The organism is Phocaeicola salanitronis DSM 18170 (genome assembly GCF_000190575.1).
GTDB lineage: Bacteria > Bacteroidota > Bacteroidia > Bacteroidales > Bacteroidaceae > Phocaeicola > Phocaeicola salanitronis.
The window spans coordinates 2313849-2329100 of record NC_015164.1 but is presented as its reverse complement, the minus strand read 5'-3'; the positions used below and the strand labels follow the sequence as shown (position 1 = coordinate 2329100).

At 42.2% G+C, this 15252-nt stretch carries 24 protein-coding genes; all 24 read left to right on the top strand.

Going from position 1 to position 15252, the window contains the following annotated elements:
* The first annotated feature begins 1 nt into the window (after position 1).
* The 24 genes from ftsA (at position 2) to rplR (ending at position 15246) form a co-directional block, all read left to right on the top strand.
* Positions 2 to 1576 (top strand): cell division protein FtsA, encoded by a 1575-nt coding sequence (ftsA, locus tag BACSA_RS10135; protein WP_013618013.1) that lies wholly within the window; start codon positions 2 to 4, stop codon positions 1574 to 1576.
* 34 nt (positions 1577 to 1610) lie between these two features.
* Positions 1611 to 2924, top strand: coding sequence for a cell division protein FtsZ (gene ftsZ / locus BACSA_RS10130; RefSeq protein ID WP_013618012.1), 1314 nt, complete (start codon positions 1611 to 1613; stop codon positions 2922 to 2924).
* A gap of 30 nt (positions 2925 to 2954) precedes the next feature.
* A complete protein-coding gene (locus tag BACSA_RS10125) occupies positions 2955 to 3404 on the top strand; it encodes a GatB/YqeY domain-containing protein (RefSeq protein WP_013618011.1) in 450 nt (149 codons plus the stop codon).
* Positions 3405 to 3886: 482 nt separating this feature from the next.
* Positions 3887 to 4294 carry a 30S ribosomal protein S12 gene (gene rpsL, locus BACSA_RS10120; protein WP_013618009.1) on the top strand — a complete coding sequence of 136 codons (408 nt, stop codon included), beginning with the start codon at positions 3887 to 3889 and terminating at the stop codon, positions 4292 to 4294.
* Positions 4295 to 4437: 143 nt separating this feature from the next.
* A complete protein-coding gene (gene rpsG, locus BACSA_RS10115) occupies positions 4438 to 4914 on the top strand; it encodes a 30S ribosomal protein S7 (protein ID WP_013618008.1) in 477 nt (158 codons plus the stop codon).
* A 32-nt stretch (positions 4915 to 4946) separates the two neighbouring features.
* Positions 4947 to 7064, top strand: coding sequence for an elongation factor G (gene fusA / locus BACSA_RS10110; protein ID WP_013618007.1), 2118 nt, complete (start codon positions 4947 to 4949; stop codon positions 7062 to 7064).
* A gap of 90 nt (positions 7065 to 7154) precedes the next feature.
* Positions 7155 to 7460 (top strand): 30S ribosomal protein S10, encoded by a 306-nt coding sequence (gene rpsJ / locus BACSA_RS10105; RefSeq protein ID WP_005941888.1) that lies wholly within the window; start codon positions 7155 to 7157, stop codon positions 7458 to 7460.
* 20 nt (positions 7461 to 7480) lie between these two features.
* The gene (rplC, locus tag BACSA_RS10100; RefSeq protein WP_013618006.1) at positions 7481 to 8098 is read left to right on the top strand and encodes a 50S ribosomal protein L3; all 618 of its coding nucleotides are present in this window, start codon (positions 7481 to 7483) and stop codon (positions 8096 to 8098) included.
* Positions 8098 to 8727 (top strand): 50S ribosomal protein L4, encoded by a 630-nt coding sequence (rplD, locus tag BACSA_RS10095; protein ID WP_013618005.1) that lies wholly within the window; start codon positions 8098 to 8100, stop codon positions 8725 to 8727. Before rplC ends, rplD begins: the two co-directional genes overlap by 1 nt.
* A gap of 20 nt (positions 8728 to 8747) precedes the next feature.
* On the top strand, positions 8748 to 9041 hold the full coding sequence (gene rplW / locus BACSA_RS10090) for a 50S ribosomal protein L23 (RefSeq protein ID WP_013618004.1): 294 nt from the start codon (positions 8748 to 8750) through the stop codon (positions 9039 to 9041).
* Positions 9042 to 9046: 5 nt separating this feature from the next.
* Positions 9047 to 9868 carry a 50S ribosomal protein L2 gene (gene rplB, locus BACSA_RS10085; protein WP_013618003.1) on the top strand — a complete coding sequence of 274 codons (822 nt, stop codon included), beginning with the start codon at positions 9047 to 9049 and terminating at the stop codon, positions 9866 to 9868.
* Positions 9869 to 9894: 26 nt separating this feature from the next.
* Positions 9895 to 10164 (top strand): 30S ribosomal protein S19, encoded by a 270-nt coding sequence (gene rpsS / locus BACSA_RS10080; RefSeq protein WP_013618002.1) that lies wholly within the window; start codon positions 9895 to 9897, stop codon positions 10162 to 10164.
* Between the two features lie 39 nt (positions 10165 to 10203).
* The gene (rplV, locus tag BACSA_RS10075; RefSeq protein WP_013618001.1) at positions 10204 to 10611 is read left to right on the top strand and encodes a 50S ribosomal protein L22; all 408 of its coding nucleotides are present in this window, start codon (positions 10204 to 10206) and stop codon (positions 10609 to 10611) included.
* A 6-nt stretch (positions 10612 to 10617) separates the two neighbouring features.
* A complete protein-coding gene (gene rpsC, locus BACSA_RS10070; RefSeq protein ID WP_013618000.1) occupies positions 10618 to 11349 on the top strand; it encodes a 30S ribosomal protein S3 in 732 nt (243 codons plus the stop codon).
* Positions 11350 to 11370: 21 nt separating this feature from the next.
* Positions 11371 to 11802, top strand: a complete 432-nt coding sequence (gene rplP, locus BACSA_RS10065; RefSeq protein ID WP_013617999.1) for a 50S ribosomal protein L16 — start codon at positions 11371 to 11373, stop codon at positions 11800 to 11802.
* A 5-nt stretch (positions 11803 to 11807) separates the two neighbouring features.
* Positions 11808 to 12005 carry a 50S ribosomal protein L29 gene (rpmC, locus tag BACSA_RS10060; protein ID WP_013617998.1) on the top strand — a complete coding sequence of 66 codons (198 nt, stop codon included), beginning with the start codon at positions 11808 to 11810 and terminating at the stop codon, positions 12003 to 12005.
* A gap of 8 nt (positions 12006 to 12013) precedes the next feature.
* The gene (gene rpsQ / locus BACSA_RS10055) at positions 12014 to 12271 is read left to right on the top strand and encodes a 30S ribosomal protein S17 (RefSeq protein ID WP_013617997.1); all 258 of its coding nucleotides are present in this window, start codon (positions 12014 to 12016) and stop codon (positions 12269 to 12271) included.
* Between the two features lie 2 nt (positions 12272 to 12273).
* Complete coding sequence (gene rplN / locus BACSA_RS10050; protein ID WP_013617996.1) at positions 12274 to 12639, top strand: 50S ribosomal protein L14; 366 nt, start codon at positions 12274 to 12276, stop codon at positions 12637 to 12639.
* A gap of 20 nt (positions 12640 to 12659) precedes the next feature.
* Entirely contained in the window at positions 12660 to 12983 is a 324-nt protein-coding gene (rplX, locus tag BACSA_RS10045; protein WP_013617995.1) for a 50S ribosomal protein L24, read from the top strand.
* Entirely contained in the window at positions 12983 to 13540 is a 558-nt protein-coding gene (gene rplE / locus BACSA_RS10040) for a 50S ribosomal protein L5 (RefSeq protein ID WP_013617994.1), read from the top strand. The genes rplX and rplE overlap by 1 nt, the downstream gene beginning before the upstream one ends.
* A 5-nt stretch (positions 13541 to 13545) precedes the next feature.
* A complete protein-coding gene (gene rpsN, locus BACSA_RS10035) occupies positions 13546 to 13845 on the top strand; it encodes a 30S ribosomal protein S14 (protein ID WP_013617993.1) in 300 nt (99 codons plus the stop codon).
* A gap of 59 nt (positions 13846 to 13904) precedes the next feature.
* Positions 13905 to 14300, top strand: a complete 396-nt coding sequence (rpsH, locus tag BACSA_RS10030) for a 30S ribosomal protein S8 (RefSeq protein WP_013617992.1) — start codon at positions 13905 to 13907, stop codon at positions 14298 to 14300.
* Positions 14301 to 14313: 13 nt separating this feature from the next.
* Positions 14314 to 14883: a 50S ribosomal protein L6 gene (gene rplF, locus BACSA_RS10025; protein ID WP_013617991.1), complete on the top strand. Its 570-nt coding sequence runs from the start codon at positions 14314 to 14316 to the stop codon at positions 14881 to 14883.
* A 21-nt stretch (positions 14884 to 14904) separates the two neighbouring features.
* Positions 14905 to 15246, top strand: a complete 342-nt coding sequence (gene rplR, locus BACSA_RS10020) for a 50S ribosomal protein L18 (protein WP_013617990.1) — start codon at positions 14905 to 14907, stop codon at positions 15244 to 15246.
* The last annotated feature ends 6 nt before the right edge of the window (positions 15247 to 15252 follow it).

Here is a 15252-nt window from a genome sequence, read left to right as displayed (position 1 = left end):
TATGGCAGTAACAGATTTTATAGCAGCAATCGAACTGGGCTCGAGTAAAATCACGGGCATTGCGGGTAAGAAAAATGCCGATGGAAGCATCCAGATACTTGCATACGCCAGTGAGCATTCTTCAGACTGTATAAAAAAAGGCATTATTTACAATCTGGATAAAACTACCCAATGCCTGACTTCGGTTATCCAACGCCTGGAAGATCAATTGCAAGCGTCTATCAAGAAAGTATATGTAGGCATCGGCGGCCAGTCCTTGAGAAGCATACGCAACATCGAAACCAAACAATTGGGCGAGGAGGTGAAGATTTCGCAAGCCCTGATTGACGAACTGATGAAGAGTAATTGCAGTATGAACCTGATAGACCAGGAAATCCTTGCTGTCGAACCTCAAGAATATAAGGTGGGGAACCAGCTCACGACCGAACCGGTAGGTATCCCTACGGAACATATCGAAGGGCATTATGTCAACATCATCGCGCGTAACGCGTTGAAAAGCAACATCCGCCAATGTTTCCGTCAAGCCGGATGTGAAGTTGCAGACTATTTGCTCTCTCCGCTGGTAACGGCTAATGTCGTATTGACCGAAAGCGAAAAACGTGCGGGATGTGCTTTGGTGGACTTTGGAGCTGATACGACCACTGTATCCGTTTACAAGAACAACCTTCTCCGCCATGTAGCGGTTATCCCGTTGGGAAGCAGCAATATCACGAAAGACATTGCCAGCCTCCAAATCGAAGAAGAAGATGCGGAGCAATTGAAATTGAACTATGCAAGCGCTTATACCGAATCGGCGGAAGAAGAGGATATGAATCAGGAATATGTCCTTGACGGAAGGTGCTCTATTCGCGCCCGGAAGTTGGAGGATATCGTCGAGGCGCGGACTGCCGAGATTCTGGAGAATGCCTGGAACCAAATCAAGCTTTCGGGACATGGAAACGAACTGAACGCAGGTATCGTCATTACGGGCGGAGCTTCCCGCCTGCCCAACCTGTGTAAGGCATTTACGGCTATTACGAAAATAGATAAGATTCGCATCGCCCAAAGCGGGAATGTCGAACTGAAGGACGAGGAACAGTATGTCACTCCCAACGGTTCGCAAAATACATTAATCGGGCTGCTTGCCGCAGGGAAAGAGAATTGTTGCAAAATAGACCCTCACAAGAGCCAGTTGAGCTGGCTTCAGCAGCAAGAGGAAGAGGAGGAAGCCAAGAAAAAGGCGGAAGAAGAGCGTAAGCGGAAAGAGGAAGAAGCCAAAAGGCTGAAGGCGGAGGCTGAACGCAAGAAACAATTGGAAGAAGAACGCATCCGGCAAGAGCAGGAACGTGCCCAAAAGCGTCTGCGTGATTGCGAAGCGCTGATAGCAGAAGCCAAGCGATTGGCGGAGCGCAAGAAATACAAGGATGCCCTTGCCAAGATAGAAGAGGCGCAAGACTTGAAGATATCCGAAAAAATGCAGGAACTGAATGACTTGCGTGCTGTCATCAGCCAGCAAAAGTCGGACAATAATCCGCTTAAGAAGCTGATTAATATCTTGAAGAACGAGGCGGACGAGATGATGAAGGGAGAAAATTAAGCTGAATATTCACCGAACTAAATAAATAAGAATTATGTCGGACGAAACAACAATGCCTTTCGACTTTTCGAATGGCGGAACACCGAGTATTATTAAGGTAATCGGTGTAGGAGGTGGCGGCGGAAATGCGGTCAACCACATGTATAGAGAAGGAATCCACGATGTAACATTCGTGGTATGCAATACAGATAACCAGGCACTCCGGAAATCACCTGTTCCCGTAAAGCTTCAGCTGGGACGGGAAGGGCTGGGAGCCGGAAACCGTCCGTCGCGTGCGAAAGCCGCGGCTGAAGAAAGCATGGAAGACATCGAAAACATGCTCAATGACGGATGTAAAATGGTGTTTATCACGGCAGGAATGGGTGGAGGTACCGGAACGGGAGCCGCTCCGATTATCGCCAAAACGGCTAAGGATATGGGTATTCTGACCGTAGGCATCGTGACCATCCCCTTCCTTTTCGAGGGAAACAAGAAGATAGATCAGGCGCTCGACGGGGTGGAGGAGATGAGCAAGCATGTAGATGCCTTATTGGTTATCAATAACGAACGCTTGCGTGATGTGTATTCCGACCTTAGCGTGATGAACGCGTTTGCGAAGGCTGATGACACGCTTTCGGTGGCAGCTAAGAGCATAGCCGAAATCATTACCATTGAGGGCATTATCAACCTTGACTTCAACGATGTGAAAACCGTATTGAAGGATGGTGGAGTCGCCCTGATGAGTACCGGATACGGAGATGGGGAAGGACGTGTTACCCAGGCGATTAATGATGCCATGCATTCTCCGCTATTGAACAATAATGATATCTTTAATTCAAAGAAAATCCTGTTCAATATCTCGTATAGCACGAACAATGACCTGATGATGGAAGAAATGAACGAGGTGCACGAGTTCATGAGCCGTTTCGGAGAGGATGTGGAGACCAAATGGGGACTTTACATTGACGATACGTTGGAAGGGAAAGTGAAGTTTACGATTCTTGCCACGGGTTTTGGCATTAAGGATATTCCGGAAATGGACGATGCCTTGACCAAAAAACATACGGCTGAGGAGATTAAGAAACGGGAAGAGGAAGAACGGATCAGGCAAGAAAAGATTAAGCGCCGGAATGAAATCTATACGCCGGGACAACAGGGCGGAAAGAAAAAAGGCAACTACAAGATTTACGTCTTCAAGCAAGATGATTTGGATAACGATGATGTAATCAGTATTGTAGATAATACCCCGACCTATAAGCGTTCGAAGAAGGTGCTTGAAAGCATCCAGTTGCGTGCGTCTGCCAATGAGGCACGGGTGCCTAAAACACCGGTAAACGAAAGCGGTTCGACGACAATTACATTCAGTTGATAAGTTTAATTTTATAAATATTATACGGCTATGGATTTATTTGACCAGATCAGCAATGATATTAAAGAAGCCATGAAGGCAAAAGACAAAGTAAGGCTGGAAGCCTTGCGCAATGTAAAGAAGGTGTTTCTTGAAGCGAAAACGGCTCCGGGAGCAAACGATACACTGGCAGATGATGCAGCCCTGAAACTGATGCAGAAGTTGGTGAAGCAAGGCAAAGACTCTGCTGAAAGCTATATTCAGGCAGGGCGTCCCGAATTGGCGGAAGAGGAAATGGCGCAAGTGCGTGTTATCGAAGCTTATCTTCCGAAGCAACTTTCACCCGAAGAACTGGAAGCTAAATTGAAAGACATCATTGCTCGTGTAGGTGCCGTCGGTGGCAAGGATATGGGTAAGGTGATGGGCGTAGCCACCAAAGAATTGGCCGGACTTGCCGAAGGGCGCGCTATTTCGGCTAAGGTAAAAGAATTGTTGGGTTAAGGTTACTCCTTTATATATTTATAGTATAAGAGCCTGTTTAAATTTTGCTCAGTTTAATTTTGCGAATTGTTTTCGAGGATGTTTTTCTGATTTTATGAGGAGGATAGCGGGCTATCTGACGAATAAAATCGGGAAAACAGACCGGAAACAAACGCAAAAGAACCTGATAGAATATTACTTTATTGGAAAATTTAAACAGGCTCTAAGCAAACGTTGGGTAGGTGAATCCTCTATTCATATCAGAAAGAGGATTATCATATTGAAAAGAGGATTATCTTCTCTGTTGAAGAGGATAATCCTCTTTTTTGTGTCCTTTCCTTGCAGGTCGCGGGCAGAAAATTTCATCATTCTCAGAATTTTATGCAAAAACAGTTTGTGCATTAAAAAGTTATTTGTAATTTTGCAGCCCGAAATGTATAGTTTCGGCTGAGAATGAAGAAAACAATAAATACAATAATATAAATAATTAAAAATCAAACAAAATGCCTACTATTCAACAGTTAGTAAGAAAAGGAAGAAAGGTTTTGGTTGATAAGAGTAAATCGCCGGCATTGGATTCATGTCCGCAAAGACGTGGCGTTTGCGTGCGTGTTTACACTACAACTCCGAAAAAACCGAATTCTGCAATGCGTAAAGTTGCTCGTGTGCGTCTGACAAACTCTAAGGAAGTGAACTCGTACATTCCGGGAGAAGGACACAACTTGCAAGAACACTCTATCGTATTGGTACGCGGCGGCCGTGTGAAAGACCTTCCGGGTGTGCGCTACCATATCGTTCGTGGAACATTGGATACAGCCGGTGTAGCCGGACGTACTCAAAGACGTTCTAAATACGGCGCTAAACGCCCGAAACCGGGACAGGCGGCTCCGGCAGGAAAAGGTAAGAAATAATCTGTCTGCCGAGCGTAACTAAATTTATTCATTCATTCGTTTTGGTTTGCAGGAAAAGCTTTAAGGTTGAGTAAATGTCTTGGAGGAGACGTTGAAGAAAACGAAAAGGTACAGCCCCAAACTGAACATTATTATCAAACAAAATGAGAAAAGCAAAACCTAAGAAACGTGTTATCCTTCCGGATCCGGTGTATAACGACCAGAAGGTGTCTAAATTCGTAAACCATTTGATGTACGACGGTAAGAAGAACACTTCTTACGAGATCTTCTACAAGGCATTGAACCTGGTAGGCACAAAGCTTCCGGGCGAAGAGAAATCAGCTTTGGAAGTATGGAGAAAAGCATTGGATAATGTCACTCCTCAGCTGGAGGTGAAATCTCGCCGTATTGGTGGAGCGACTTTCCAGGTTCCGACTGAAATCCGTCCGGAACGTAAAGAGTCAATTTCAATGAAAAACCTGATTGCTTACGCTCGTAAGCGTGGCGGAAAGTCAATGGCTGACAAATTGGCTGCTGAAATTCTGGATGCATACAATGAACAAGGCGGTGCTTTCAAACGTAAGGAAGACATGCATCGTATGGCTGAAGCTAACCGTGCATTCGCTCACTTCAGATTCTAATCAAGTATATAACTAATTAAGAAGGATTTAAAATGGCTAAACATGATTTGCATTTGACCCGTAACATCGGTATCATGGCTCACATCGATGCAGGTAAAACCACGACTTCAGAACGTATTTTGTTCTATACGGGTTTGACTCACAAAATCGGTGAAGTTCATGACGGCGCTGCTACGATGGACTGGATGGAACAAGAGCAGGAACGTGGTATTACCATTACCTCTGCTGCTACCACCACTTATTGGAACTATGACGGCAACAAGTACAAAATCAACTTGATTGATACTCCGGGACACGTAGACTTTACTGCTGAAGTAGAACGTTCGTTGCGTGTGTTGGACGGTGCTGTAGCTACATATTGTGCCGTAGGTGGCGTTGAACCTCAGTCGGAAACCGTATGGCGTCAGGCTGACAAGTACAGTGTGCCTCGTATCGGTTATGTGAATAAGATGGACCGTTCCGGTGCTGACTTCTTTGAAGTTGTCCGCCAGATGAAAGATGTATTGGGTGCTAATCCGTGTCCGGTAGTTGTTCCTATCGGTGCCGAAGAAAACTTCAAGGGATTGGTTGACTTGATTAAGATGAAAGCTATTTATTGGCATGATGAAACCATGGGTGCCGATTATTCGGTAGAGGATATTCCTGCAAACTTGGTTGATGAAGCGAATGAATGGCGTGATAAGATGCTGGAAAAAGTAGCTGAGTTCGACGAAGCTTTGATGGAAAAATACTTCGATGATCCTTCTACGATTACAGAAGAAGAAATCCTTCGTGCTTTGCGTGCCGGAACTTTGAAGATGGAAATCGTGCCGATGTTGTGCGGTTCTTCATTTAAGAATAAGGGCGTGCAGACGTTGTTGGATTATGTTTGCGCATTCTTGCCTTCTCCGCTGGATACTCCGAATATTGTGGGTACAAACCCCTCTACCGGAGCTGAAGAAGACCGTAAGCCGAGCGAAGATGAAAAAACAGCTGCTTTGGCATTTAAGATTGCTACCGACCCGTATGTAGGTCGTCTGACTTTCTTCCGTGTTTATTCTGGTAAGGTTGAGGCAGGTTCTTATATCTATAACTCTCGTTCGGGTAAGAAAGAGCGTGTTTCACGTCTGTTCCAGATGCACTCTAACAAGCAAAATCCGGTAGAAGTAATTAGCGCAGGAGATATCGGCGCAGGTGTCGGATTCAAGGATATCCGTACTGGTGATACTTTGTGTGATGAAACTGCTCCTATTGTATTGGAGTCAATGGACTTCCCCGAACCGGTTATCGGTATTGCAGTAGAGCCGAAGACTCAGAAAGACTTGGATAAGCTGTCTAACGGCTTGGCTAAGTTGGCAGAAGAAGACCCGACCTTTACTGTACGTACGGATGAACAAACCGGCCAGACAATTATTTCCGGTATGGGTGAGCTTCACTTGGATATTATCATCGACCGTCTGAAACGTGAATTCAAGGTTGAGTGTAATCAAGGCCGTCCGCAGGTTAACTATAAGGAAGCTATTACGAAGACCGTTGAATTGCGTGAAGTATATAAGAAACAATCAGGTGGTCGTGGTAAGTTTGCTGATATAATTGTTACTGTAGGTCCGGTTGACGAAGATTGGAAGCAAGGCGGATTGCAGTTCATTGATGAAGTGAAAGGCGGTAATGTGCCTAAGGAATTTATTCCTTCTGTACAGAAAGGTTTCCAGACCGCTATGAAGAATGGTGTGCTGGCTGGCTTCCCGCTTGATTCGTTGAAGGTTGTGCTGAAGGATGGTTCATTCCACCCGGTAGACTCTGACCAGTTGTCATTTGAAATTTGTGCTATCCAAGCTTACAAGAATGCTTGTGTGAAGGCAGGTCCGGTTCTGATGGAGCCGATTATGAAACTGGAAGTAGTTACTCCGGAAGAAAACATGGGTGATGTAATCGGTGACTTGAACAAGCGTCGTGGGCAGGTAGAAGGTATGGAAACAAGCCGTTCAGGTGCCCGTATCGTAAAAGCAATGGTTCCGTTGGCAGAAATGTTCGGTTATGTAACTGCTTTGCGTACGATTACCTCAGGACGTGCTACCTCATCAATGACCTATGATCACCATGCACAGGTTTCTTCTTCTATCGCTAAAGCGGTATTGGAAGAAGTAAAAGGTCGTACAGACTTGGTATAATAAATGAATAGTTTGAAGCTGATGAGGGTTAGCGAATGACTCTTAACCCTCATGCTTCATCCTTGTTGAATAAATTAATAATGTAATAAAATGAGTCAGAAAATTAGAATTAAATTGAAATCTTACGACCACAACTTGGTAGATAAGTCAGCTGAGAAGATCGTAAAGACAGTAAAGGCAACCGGTGCGATTGTGAGCGGTCCGATTCCATTGCCTACTCACAAGCGTATTTTTACTGTGAACCGTTCGACTTTCGTTAACAAGAAGTCACGTGAACAGTTTGAATTGTCTTCTTACAAGAGACTGATTGACATCTATAGCTCGACTGCAAAGACAGTAGACGCTTTGATGAAGCTGGAATTACCGAGTGGGGTAGAAGTAGAAATTAAAGTTTAATGAATTAAAAATTAACTGAAATGCCAGGATTATTAGGAAAGAAAATCGGAATGACATCCGTTTTCAGTGCTGATGGTAAGAATGTACCATGCACTGTTATCGAAGCTGGTCCTTGTGTAGTTACTCAGATTAAGAGTGTAGAAAAAGATGGCTATGCAGCTGTTCAGTTGGGTTTCCAAGACATGAAGGAAAAGCACACAACCAAACCGCTGATGGGTCATTTCAAAAAAGCTGGAGTAACTCCCAAGAGACACTTGGCCGAGTTCAAAGATTTCTCAGAAGAATTGAATTTAGGTGACACCATTACCGTAGAATTGTTTAATGACGCTCCTTATGTAGACGTTATTGGAACATCAAAGGGTAAAGGCTATCAGGGTGTTGTAAAACGCCATGGATTTGGTGGTGTAGGTCAGACTACTCACGGTCAGCATAACCGTGCGCGTAAGCCCGGTTCTATCGGTGCATGTTCATATCCCGCTAAAGTGTTCAAGGGAATGCGTATGGCTGGACACATGGGTTGCGACAGAGTGACTACTCATAACTTGCAAGTATTAAAAGTTATCCCCGAACATAATTTACTTTTGATTAAAGGTTCCGTTCCGGGTTACAAAGGTTCAATCGTAATAATTGAGAAATAATGGAAGTTAATGTATTAAATATTAAAGGTGAGAATACCGGAAGAACAGTTGTCTTGAACGATGCGATTTTCGGGATTACTCCAAATGACCACGCTATTTACATGGCTGTAAAGCAGTACATGGCTAACCAGCGCCAAGGTACTCATAAGTCAAAGGAAAGAAGCGAAATCAGTGGTTCTACTCGTAAATTAGGCCGTCAGAAAGGTGGTGGCGGTGCACGTCGTGGTGATATCAACTCTCCGTTGTTGGTTGGTGGAGCTCGTGTATTTGGTCCGAAGCCTCGTGATTATAGCTTTAAGTTGAATAAGAAAGTGAAACTTTTGGCTCGTAAATCTGCTTTGTCTTATAAGGCTCAGGCAAACAATATCGTTGTAGTTGAAGACTTCACGTTTGAGACTCCGAAAACAAAAGATTTCGTAAATGTTGTGAATAATCTTAAAGTAGCAGGCAAGAAATTGCTTGTTGTTTTGCCGGAAGCTAATAAAAACGTATATTTGTCAGCTCGTAATTTGGAGCGTACAAATTTGGCGATTGCTTCTGCGCTGAATACCTATACGGTGTTGAACGCAGAAACTCTTGTTGTTACAGAGAATGCATTGAAAGCTATCGAGGAAACTTTAGTTAAATAATTAAAGGAGGCAGATGTAATATGGGAATAATTATAAAACCGTTGGTTACAGAAAAGATGACAGCGATATCTGATAAAATGAATAACCGTTTTGGATTTGTTGTTTGTCCGGATGCCAACAAATTGGAAATTAAGAGCGAAATCGAAGCTTTGTATAACGTAACTGTGTTGGATGTAAACACGATGCGTTATCAGGGAAAGAATAAGACCCGTTATACAAAATCAGGCTTGCTTAAGGGGCGCAAGAATGCTTTTAAGAAAGCCATTGTAACCTTGAAAGAAGGCGATACGATTGATTTTTATAGTAATATTTAAAGAAGATGGCAGTACGTAAATTTAAGCCCACAACACCGGGGCAGAGACACAAAATTATTGGTACTTTTGAGGAAATTACTGCATCGGTACCAGAAAAATCTCTTGTGTATGGTAAGCGTTCTACAGGTGGTCGTAACCATGTAGGTAAAATGACAATGCGCTATATTGGTGGCGGTCATAAGAGAAAATACCGTATCATAGACTTCAAGAGAAATAAAGACGGTGTTCCAGCAGTGGTAAAGACAATCGAATATGATCCGAACCGTTCGGCTCGTATCGCTTTGTTGTTTTATGCTGATGGAGAAAAAAGATATATTATTGCTCCTAATGGATTGCAAGTGGGCAGCACATTGATGTCTGGAGCGGATGCGGCGCCTGAGATTGGTAACGCACTTCCGTTGGAGAACATCCCGGTAGGTACGGTGATTCATAACATTGAGTTGCGTCCGGGACAAGGTGCTGTCTTGGTTAGATCGGCTGGTAATTTCGCTCAGTTGACTTCGCGTGAAGGTAACTATTGCGTTATTAAATTACCTTCAGGTGAATTGAGAAAGGTTTTATCTACTTGTAAGGCTACTATTGGTGGGGTTGGTAATTCAGACCATGCGTTGGAGGCTTCTGGTAAGGCGGGTCGTTCTCGTTGGTTGGGACGTCGTCCTCACAACCGTGGTGTTGTTATGAACCCTGTTGATCACCCGATGGGTGGTGGTGAAGGTCGTCAGTCTGGAGGTCATCCGAGATCACGTACAGGTTTGTATGCGAAGGGCTTGAAGACTAGATCACCGAAGAAACAGTCTTCTAAGTATATAATAGAAAGAAGAAAGTAATAACAACTGATTTAATTGAGTAAATTATGAGTCGTTCATTAAAAAAAGGTCCATATATTAATGTAAAACTGGAAAAGAAAGTGCTTGCCATGAATGAAAGCGGCAAGAAGTCAGTTGTTAAGACATGGGCTAGAGCTTCAATGATTTCGCCTGATTTTGTTGGGCATACAATTGCAGTTCATAACGGAAATAAATTTATTCCTGTTTATGTTACAGAAAACATGGTAGGACATAAGTTGGGCGAATTCGCTCCGACACGTACATTCCGTGGCCATGCAGGTAACAAGAAAAAATAAAAAACAGGAGCTTTTTGGAATAATAAAAAGTGAATAATAATGGGAGCAAGAAAAAAAATATCGGCTGAAAAAAGAAAAGAAGCCCTTAAAACCATGTATTTCGCAAAATTGCGGAATGTGCCGTCTTCTCCACGTAAAATGCGTTTGGTAGCAGATATGATTCGTGGTATGGAAGTGAACCGTGCACTTGGCGTATTGAAGTTTTCTTCAAAAGCTGCTTCTTCAAAAGTGGAAAAATTATTACGTTCTGCTATTGCGAACTGGGAAACGAAGAACGAGCGCAAGGCTGAAGATGGTGAACTTTATGTAACCAAGATTTTTGTTGATGAAGGAGTTACGTTGAAAAGAATGAGACCGGCTCCACGGGGTAGAGGTTACAGAATTCGCAAACGTTCTAACCATGTGACTTTGTTTGTTGATTCTAAAAATACTAATGATAAAAATTAAGAGTAGATGGGACAGAAAGTTAATCCGATAAGCAACCGTTTAGGAATAATCAGAGGATGGGATTCTAACTGGTACGGTGGCAAGAATTATGGTGAAGCTTTGCTGGAAGACAGCAAAATTCGTAAATATTTGAATGCCAGACTTGCAAAAGCCAGCGTTTCAAGAATCGTGATCGAACGTACGCTGAAATTGGTGACAATTACTGTATGTACTGCTCGTCCGGGAATTATCATTGGTAAAGGTGGTCAAGAAGTTGATAAATTAAAAGAGGAGTTGAAGAAGATCACCGATAAGGACATTCAAATCAATATCTTTGAAGTAAAAAGACCGGAGCTCGATGCTGTGATTGTGGCAAATAATATCGCTCGCCAGGTGGAAGGTAAGATTGCTTACCGTCGTGCAATCAAGACGGCTATTGCTAATACAATGCGTATGGGTGCTGAAGGTATTAAGGTGTTGATTTCCGGTCGTTTGAACGGTGCAGAAATGGCACGTTCTGAAATGTATAAGGAAGGTCGTACACCATTGCATACTTTCCGTGCAGATATCGATTATTGCCATACAGAGGCACTGACAAAAGTTGGTTTGTTGGGTATTAAAGTATGGATTTGCCGTGGTGAAGTTTATGGAAAACGTGAGTTGGCTCCTAACTTTACCCAGACAAAAGATAACGGCCGTGGCGGAAACGGAAATAATGGTGGCAAGAATTTCCGCAGAAAGAAAAATAACAATCGCTAACGAATTTGAATTTTAGGAATTATGTTACAACCGAAAAAGACAAAATTCAGAAGACAGCAGAAAGGTAGCGCAAAGGGGAATGCCCAACGTGGACATCAATTGGCTTTCGGTACTTTTGGCATTAAGTCTTTGCAGACTAAATGGATTACCGGACGTCAGATTGAGGCAGCTCGTATTGCTGTAACTAGATATATGCAACGTCAAGGTCAGATTTGGATCCGTATATTCCCGGATAAGCCTATTACTCGTAAGCCTGCAGATGTGCGTATGGGTAAAGGTAAAGGTAATCCGGAAGGTTTCGTAGCTCCTGTAACTCCAGGACGTATTCTGATTGAGGTAGAGGGAGTATCTTTTGAAGTAGCAAAGGAAGCATTGCGTCTGGCGGCTCAAAAACTTCCTGTTACAACTAAGTTTATTGTTAGACGTGATTATGACGCAAGTCAAAATGCTTAATTGATATGAAGATTGCAGAAATTAGAGAAATAGCTACCAATGAATTGGCTGAAAGAATTCAGACCGAAGTCGCTAATTATAATCAGATGGTGTTGAACCATTCAATTTCTCCGTTAGAAAATCCTGCACAAATCAAGTCATTGCGTAGAACCATTGCACGCATGAAATGTGAATTGCGTCAGAGAGAACTTAACAACAAATAATTGGTCTTATGGAAGGTAGAAATTTAAGAAAGGAAAGAACAGGTGTTGTTGTCAGCAACAAAATGGATAAGACCATTACTGTTGCGGCTAAGTTTAAGGAGAAACACCCTATTTATGGTAAGTTCGTTTCTAAAACGAAAAAATTCCATGCTCATGATGAAAAGAATGAATGCGGAATCGGTGATACCGTTCGTATCATGGAAACTCGTCCTTTGAGCAAAACTAAAAGATGGAGAGTGGTTGAAATAATCGAAAGAGCTAAGTAATTATGATACAAGCAGAATCCAGACTTACAGTATGTGATAACAGTGGCGCGAAAGAAGCTCTTTGTATTCGTGTTTTGGGCGGAACAAAGAGACGTTACGCTTCTGTCGGGGATGTGATTGTCGTTTCTGTAAAGAGCGTAATCCCTTCAAGTGATATTAAAAAAGGTGCAGTATCTAAAGCTTTGGTGGTACGTACTAAGAAAGAAATCCGTCGTGCTGATGGTTCTTATATTCGTTTTGATGACAATGCTTGCGTATTGTTGAATAACGCAGGTGAAATTAGGGGAAGTCGTATCTTTGGACCAGTGGCGAGAGAGTTGCGTAGTGCAAACATGAAAGTGGTTTCACTTGCACCTGAAGTACTTTAATTTTGTAAAAGAGTAAAGTAATGAGTAAGTTACATATTAAAAAAGGCGATACAGTTTACGTGAACTCTGGTGAAGATAAAGGTAAAACTGGGCGTGTGTTGAAAGTTCTTGTAAAAGAAGGACGTGCGGTGGTTGAAGGTATCAATATGGTATCTAAGAGCACTAAACCTAATGCAAAGAATCCTCAGGGAGGGATTGTGAAGCAGGAAGCTCCTATTCACATCTCTAACCTGAATCCGGTTGATCCGAAGACTGGTAAACCGACACGTATTGGTAGAAGAGAAAGTTCTGATGGAAGAACATTTGTTCGTTATGCTAAAAAATCGGGAGAGGAGATTAAATAATGGGTAATACTGCAAGCCTTAAGAAAGAATATGCAGAGCGCATTGCTCCTGCATTGAAGAATCAATTCCAGTATTCTTCATCCATGCAAATTCCCGTACTCAAGAAAATTGTAATCAACCAAGGCTTGGGTATGGCTGTTGCTGATAAAAAAATTATTGATGTTGCTATCAATGAGTTAACTGCAATAACTGGTCAAAAAGCGGTGGCAACTGTGTCACGCAAAGATATCGCTAACTTCAAGCTGCGTAAGAAAATGCCGATTGGAGTAATGGTTACTTTGCGTCGTGAAAGAATGTATGAATTCCTTGAAAAACTGATTCGTGTGGCTTTGCCTCGAATCCGTGACTTCAAAGGTATTGAAAGTAAGTTTGATGGAAGAGGCAATTATACATTAGGTATTCAAGAGCAAATCATCTTCCCTGAAATCAATATTGATAGCATCACCAAAATTTTGGGGATGAATATTACGTTTGTGACTTCTGCAAATACTGATGAAGAAGGATATGCATTGTTGAAGGAATTCGGTTTACCGTTTAAAAACGCTAAAAAAGACTGATAGATATGGCAAAAGAATCAATGAAAGCTCGTGAAGTAAGAAGAGCTAAGCTGGTAGCCAAATACGCAGAGAAACGTGCGGCGTTGAAGAAAATTGTAAAATCAGGTGATCCTGTTGCTGCATTTGAGGCTGCTCAAAAATTGCAGGACCTGCCTAAAAATGCAAACCCGATTCGCTTGCATAACCGTTGTAAGTTAACGGGGCGTCCTAAAGGCTATATGCGCCAGTTTGGTATTTCACGTATTCAATTTCGTGAAATGGCATCTAATGGACTGATTCCAGGCGTAAAGAAAGCAAGTTGGTAATGAGTGTTTATTATTAAATATTGTCAGGGTAGTCCTGATTAATTTAACAATTAAGTTTTATGACAGATCCAATCGCAGATTATCTCACAAGGTTGAGAAATGCAATTAGTGCAAAGCACAGAGTTGTGGAAGTGCCTGCTTCAAACTTGAAAAAGGAGATTACAAAAATCTTGTTTGACAAAGGTTACATCCTGAATTACAAATTTGTAGAAGATGGTCCTCAAGGTACTATCAAAGTGGCTTTGAAGTATGATGCCGTAAATAAGGTAAATGCTATCAAGAAGCTGATTAGAGTATCCACTCCAGGTTTGCGTAAGTATACTGGCTACAAGGACATGCCGAGAGTTATTAACGGATTAGGTATTGCTATTATATCTACTTCCAAAGGTGTAATGACTGATAAGGAGGCTTCTGCTTTGAGAATAGGCGGTGAAGTTCTTTGTTACGTATATTAATGGAGGGTAAGTTATGTCAAGAATAGGTAAATTGCCAATTGTTATTCCTGCAGCTGTAACAGTAACTTTGAAGGATAATGTAGTTAGTGTAAAAGGTCCTAAAGGTGAATTGAGTCAGTTTGTGAATCCTGCAATTGAGGTGACTGTTGCAGATGGTCACGTAGTGTTGAAAGAGAATGAGAATGAAATGCTTGACAATTTAAAGCAGCGTCATGCATATCACGGCTTGTACCGTGCATTAATTCACAATATGGTTGTGGGCGTTTCAGAAGGTTATAAGAAGGAATTGGAATTGGTCGGTGTCGGTTACCGTGCAACGAATAACGGTAATATCATTGACTTTGCTTTGGGATATACGCATAATATCTTTATGCAGTTGCCTCCTGAAATAAAGGTTGAGACCAAATCTGAAAGAAATAAGAACCCTCTTATTATATTGGAATCTTGTGACAAACAGCTGCTTGGTCAGGTTTGTGCAAAAATACGTTCTTTCCGTAAGCCTGAACCTTATAAAGGTAAAGGTATTAAGTTTGTTGGTGAAGAAATTCGCAGAAAGTCTGGTAAGTCAGCTGGTGCTAAATAATTCTTATAAAATCGAATAATTATGACAACAAAAATAGAAAGACGAATTAAGATTAAATATAGAGTACGTAACAAGATTTCAGGTACTCCGGAACGTCCGCGCATGAGCGTTTTTAGAAGCAATAAGCAAATTTATGTTCAAGTTATCGATGATTTGAACGGTAAGACCTTGGCTGCTGCTTCTTCATTGGGTATGGAAGTCATGCCTAAAAAGGAACAAGCTGCTAAAGTTGGTGAGCTGATTGCTAAAAAAGCACAGGAAGCTGGTATTACGACTGTCGTATTTGACCGTAATGGTTACTTATATCATGGGAGAGTAAAAGAAGTGGCTGATGCTGCTCGTAACGGTGGACTTAAATTTTAATGGATT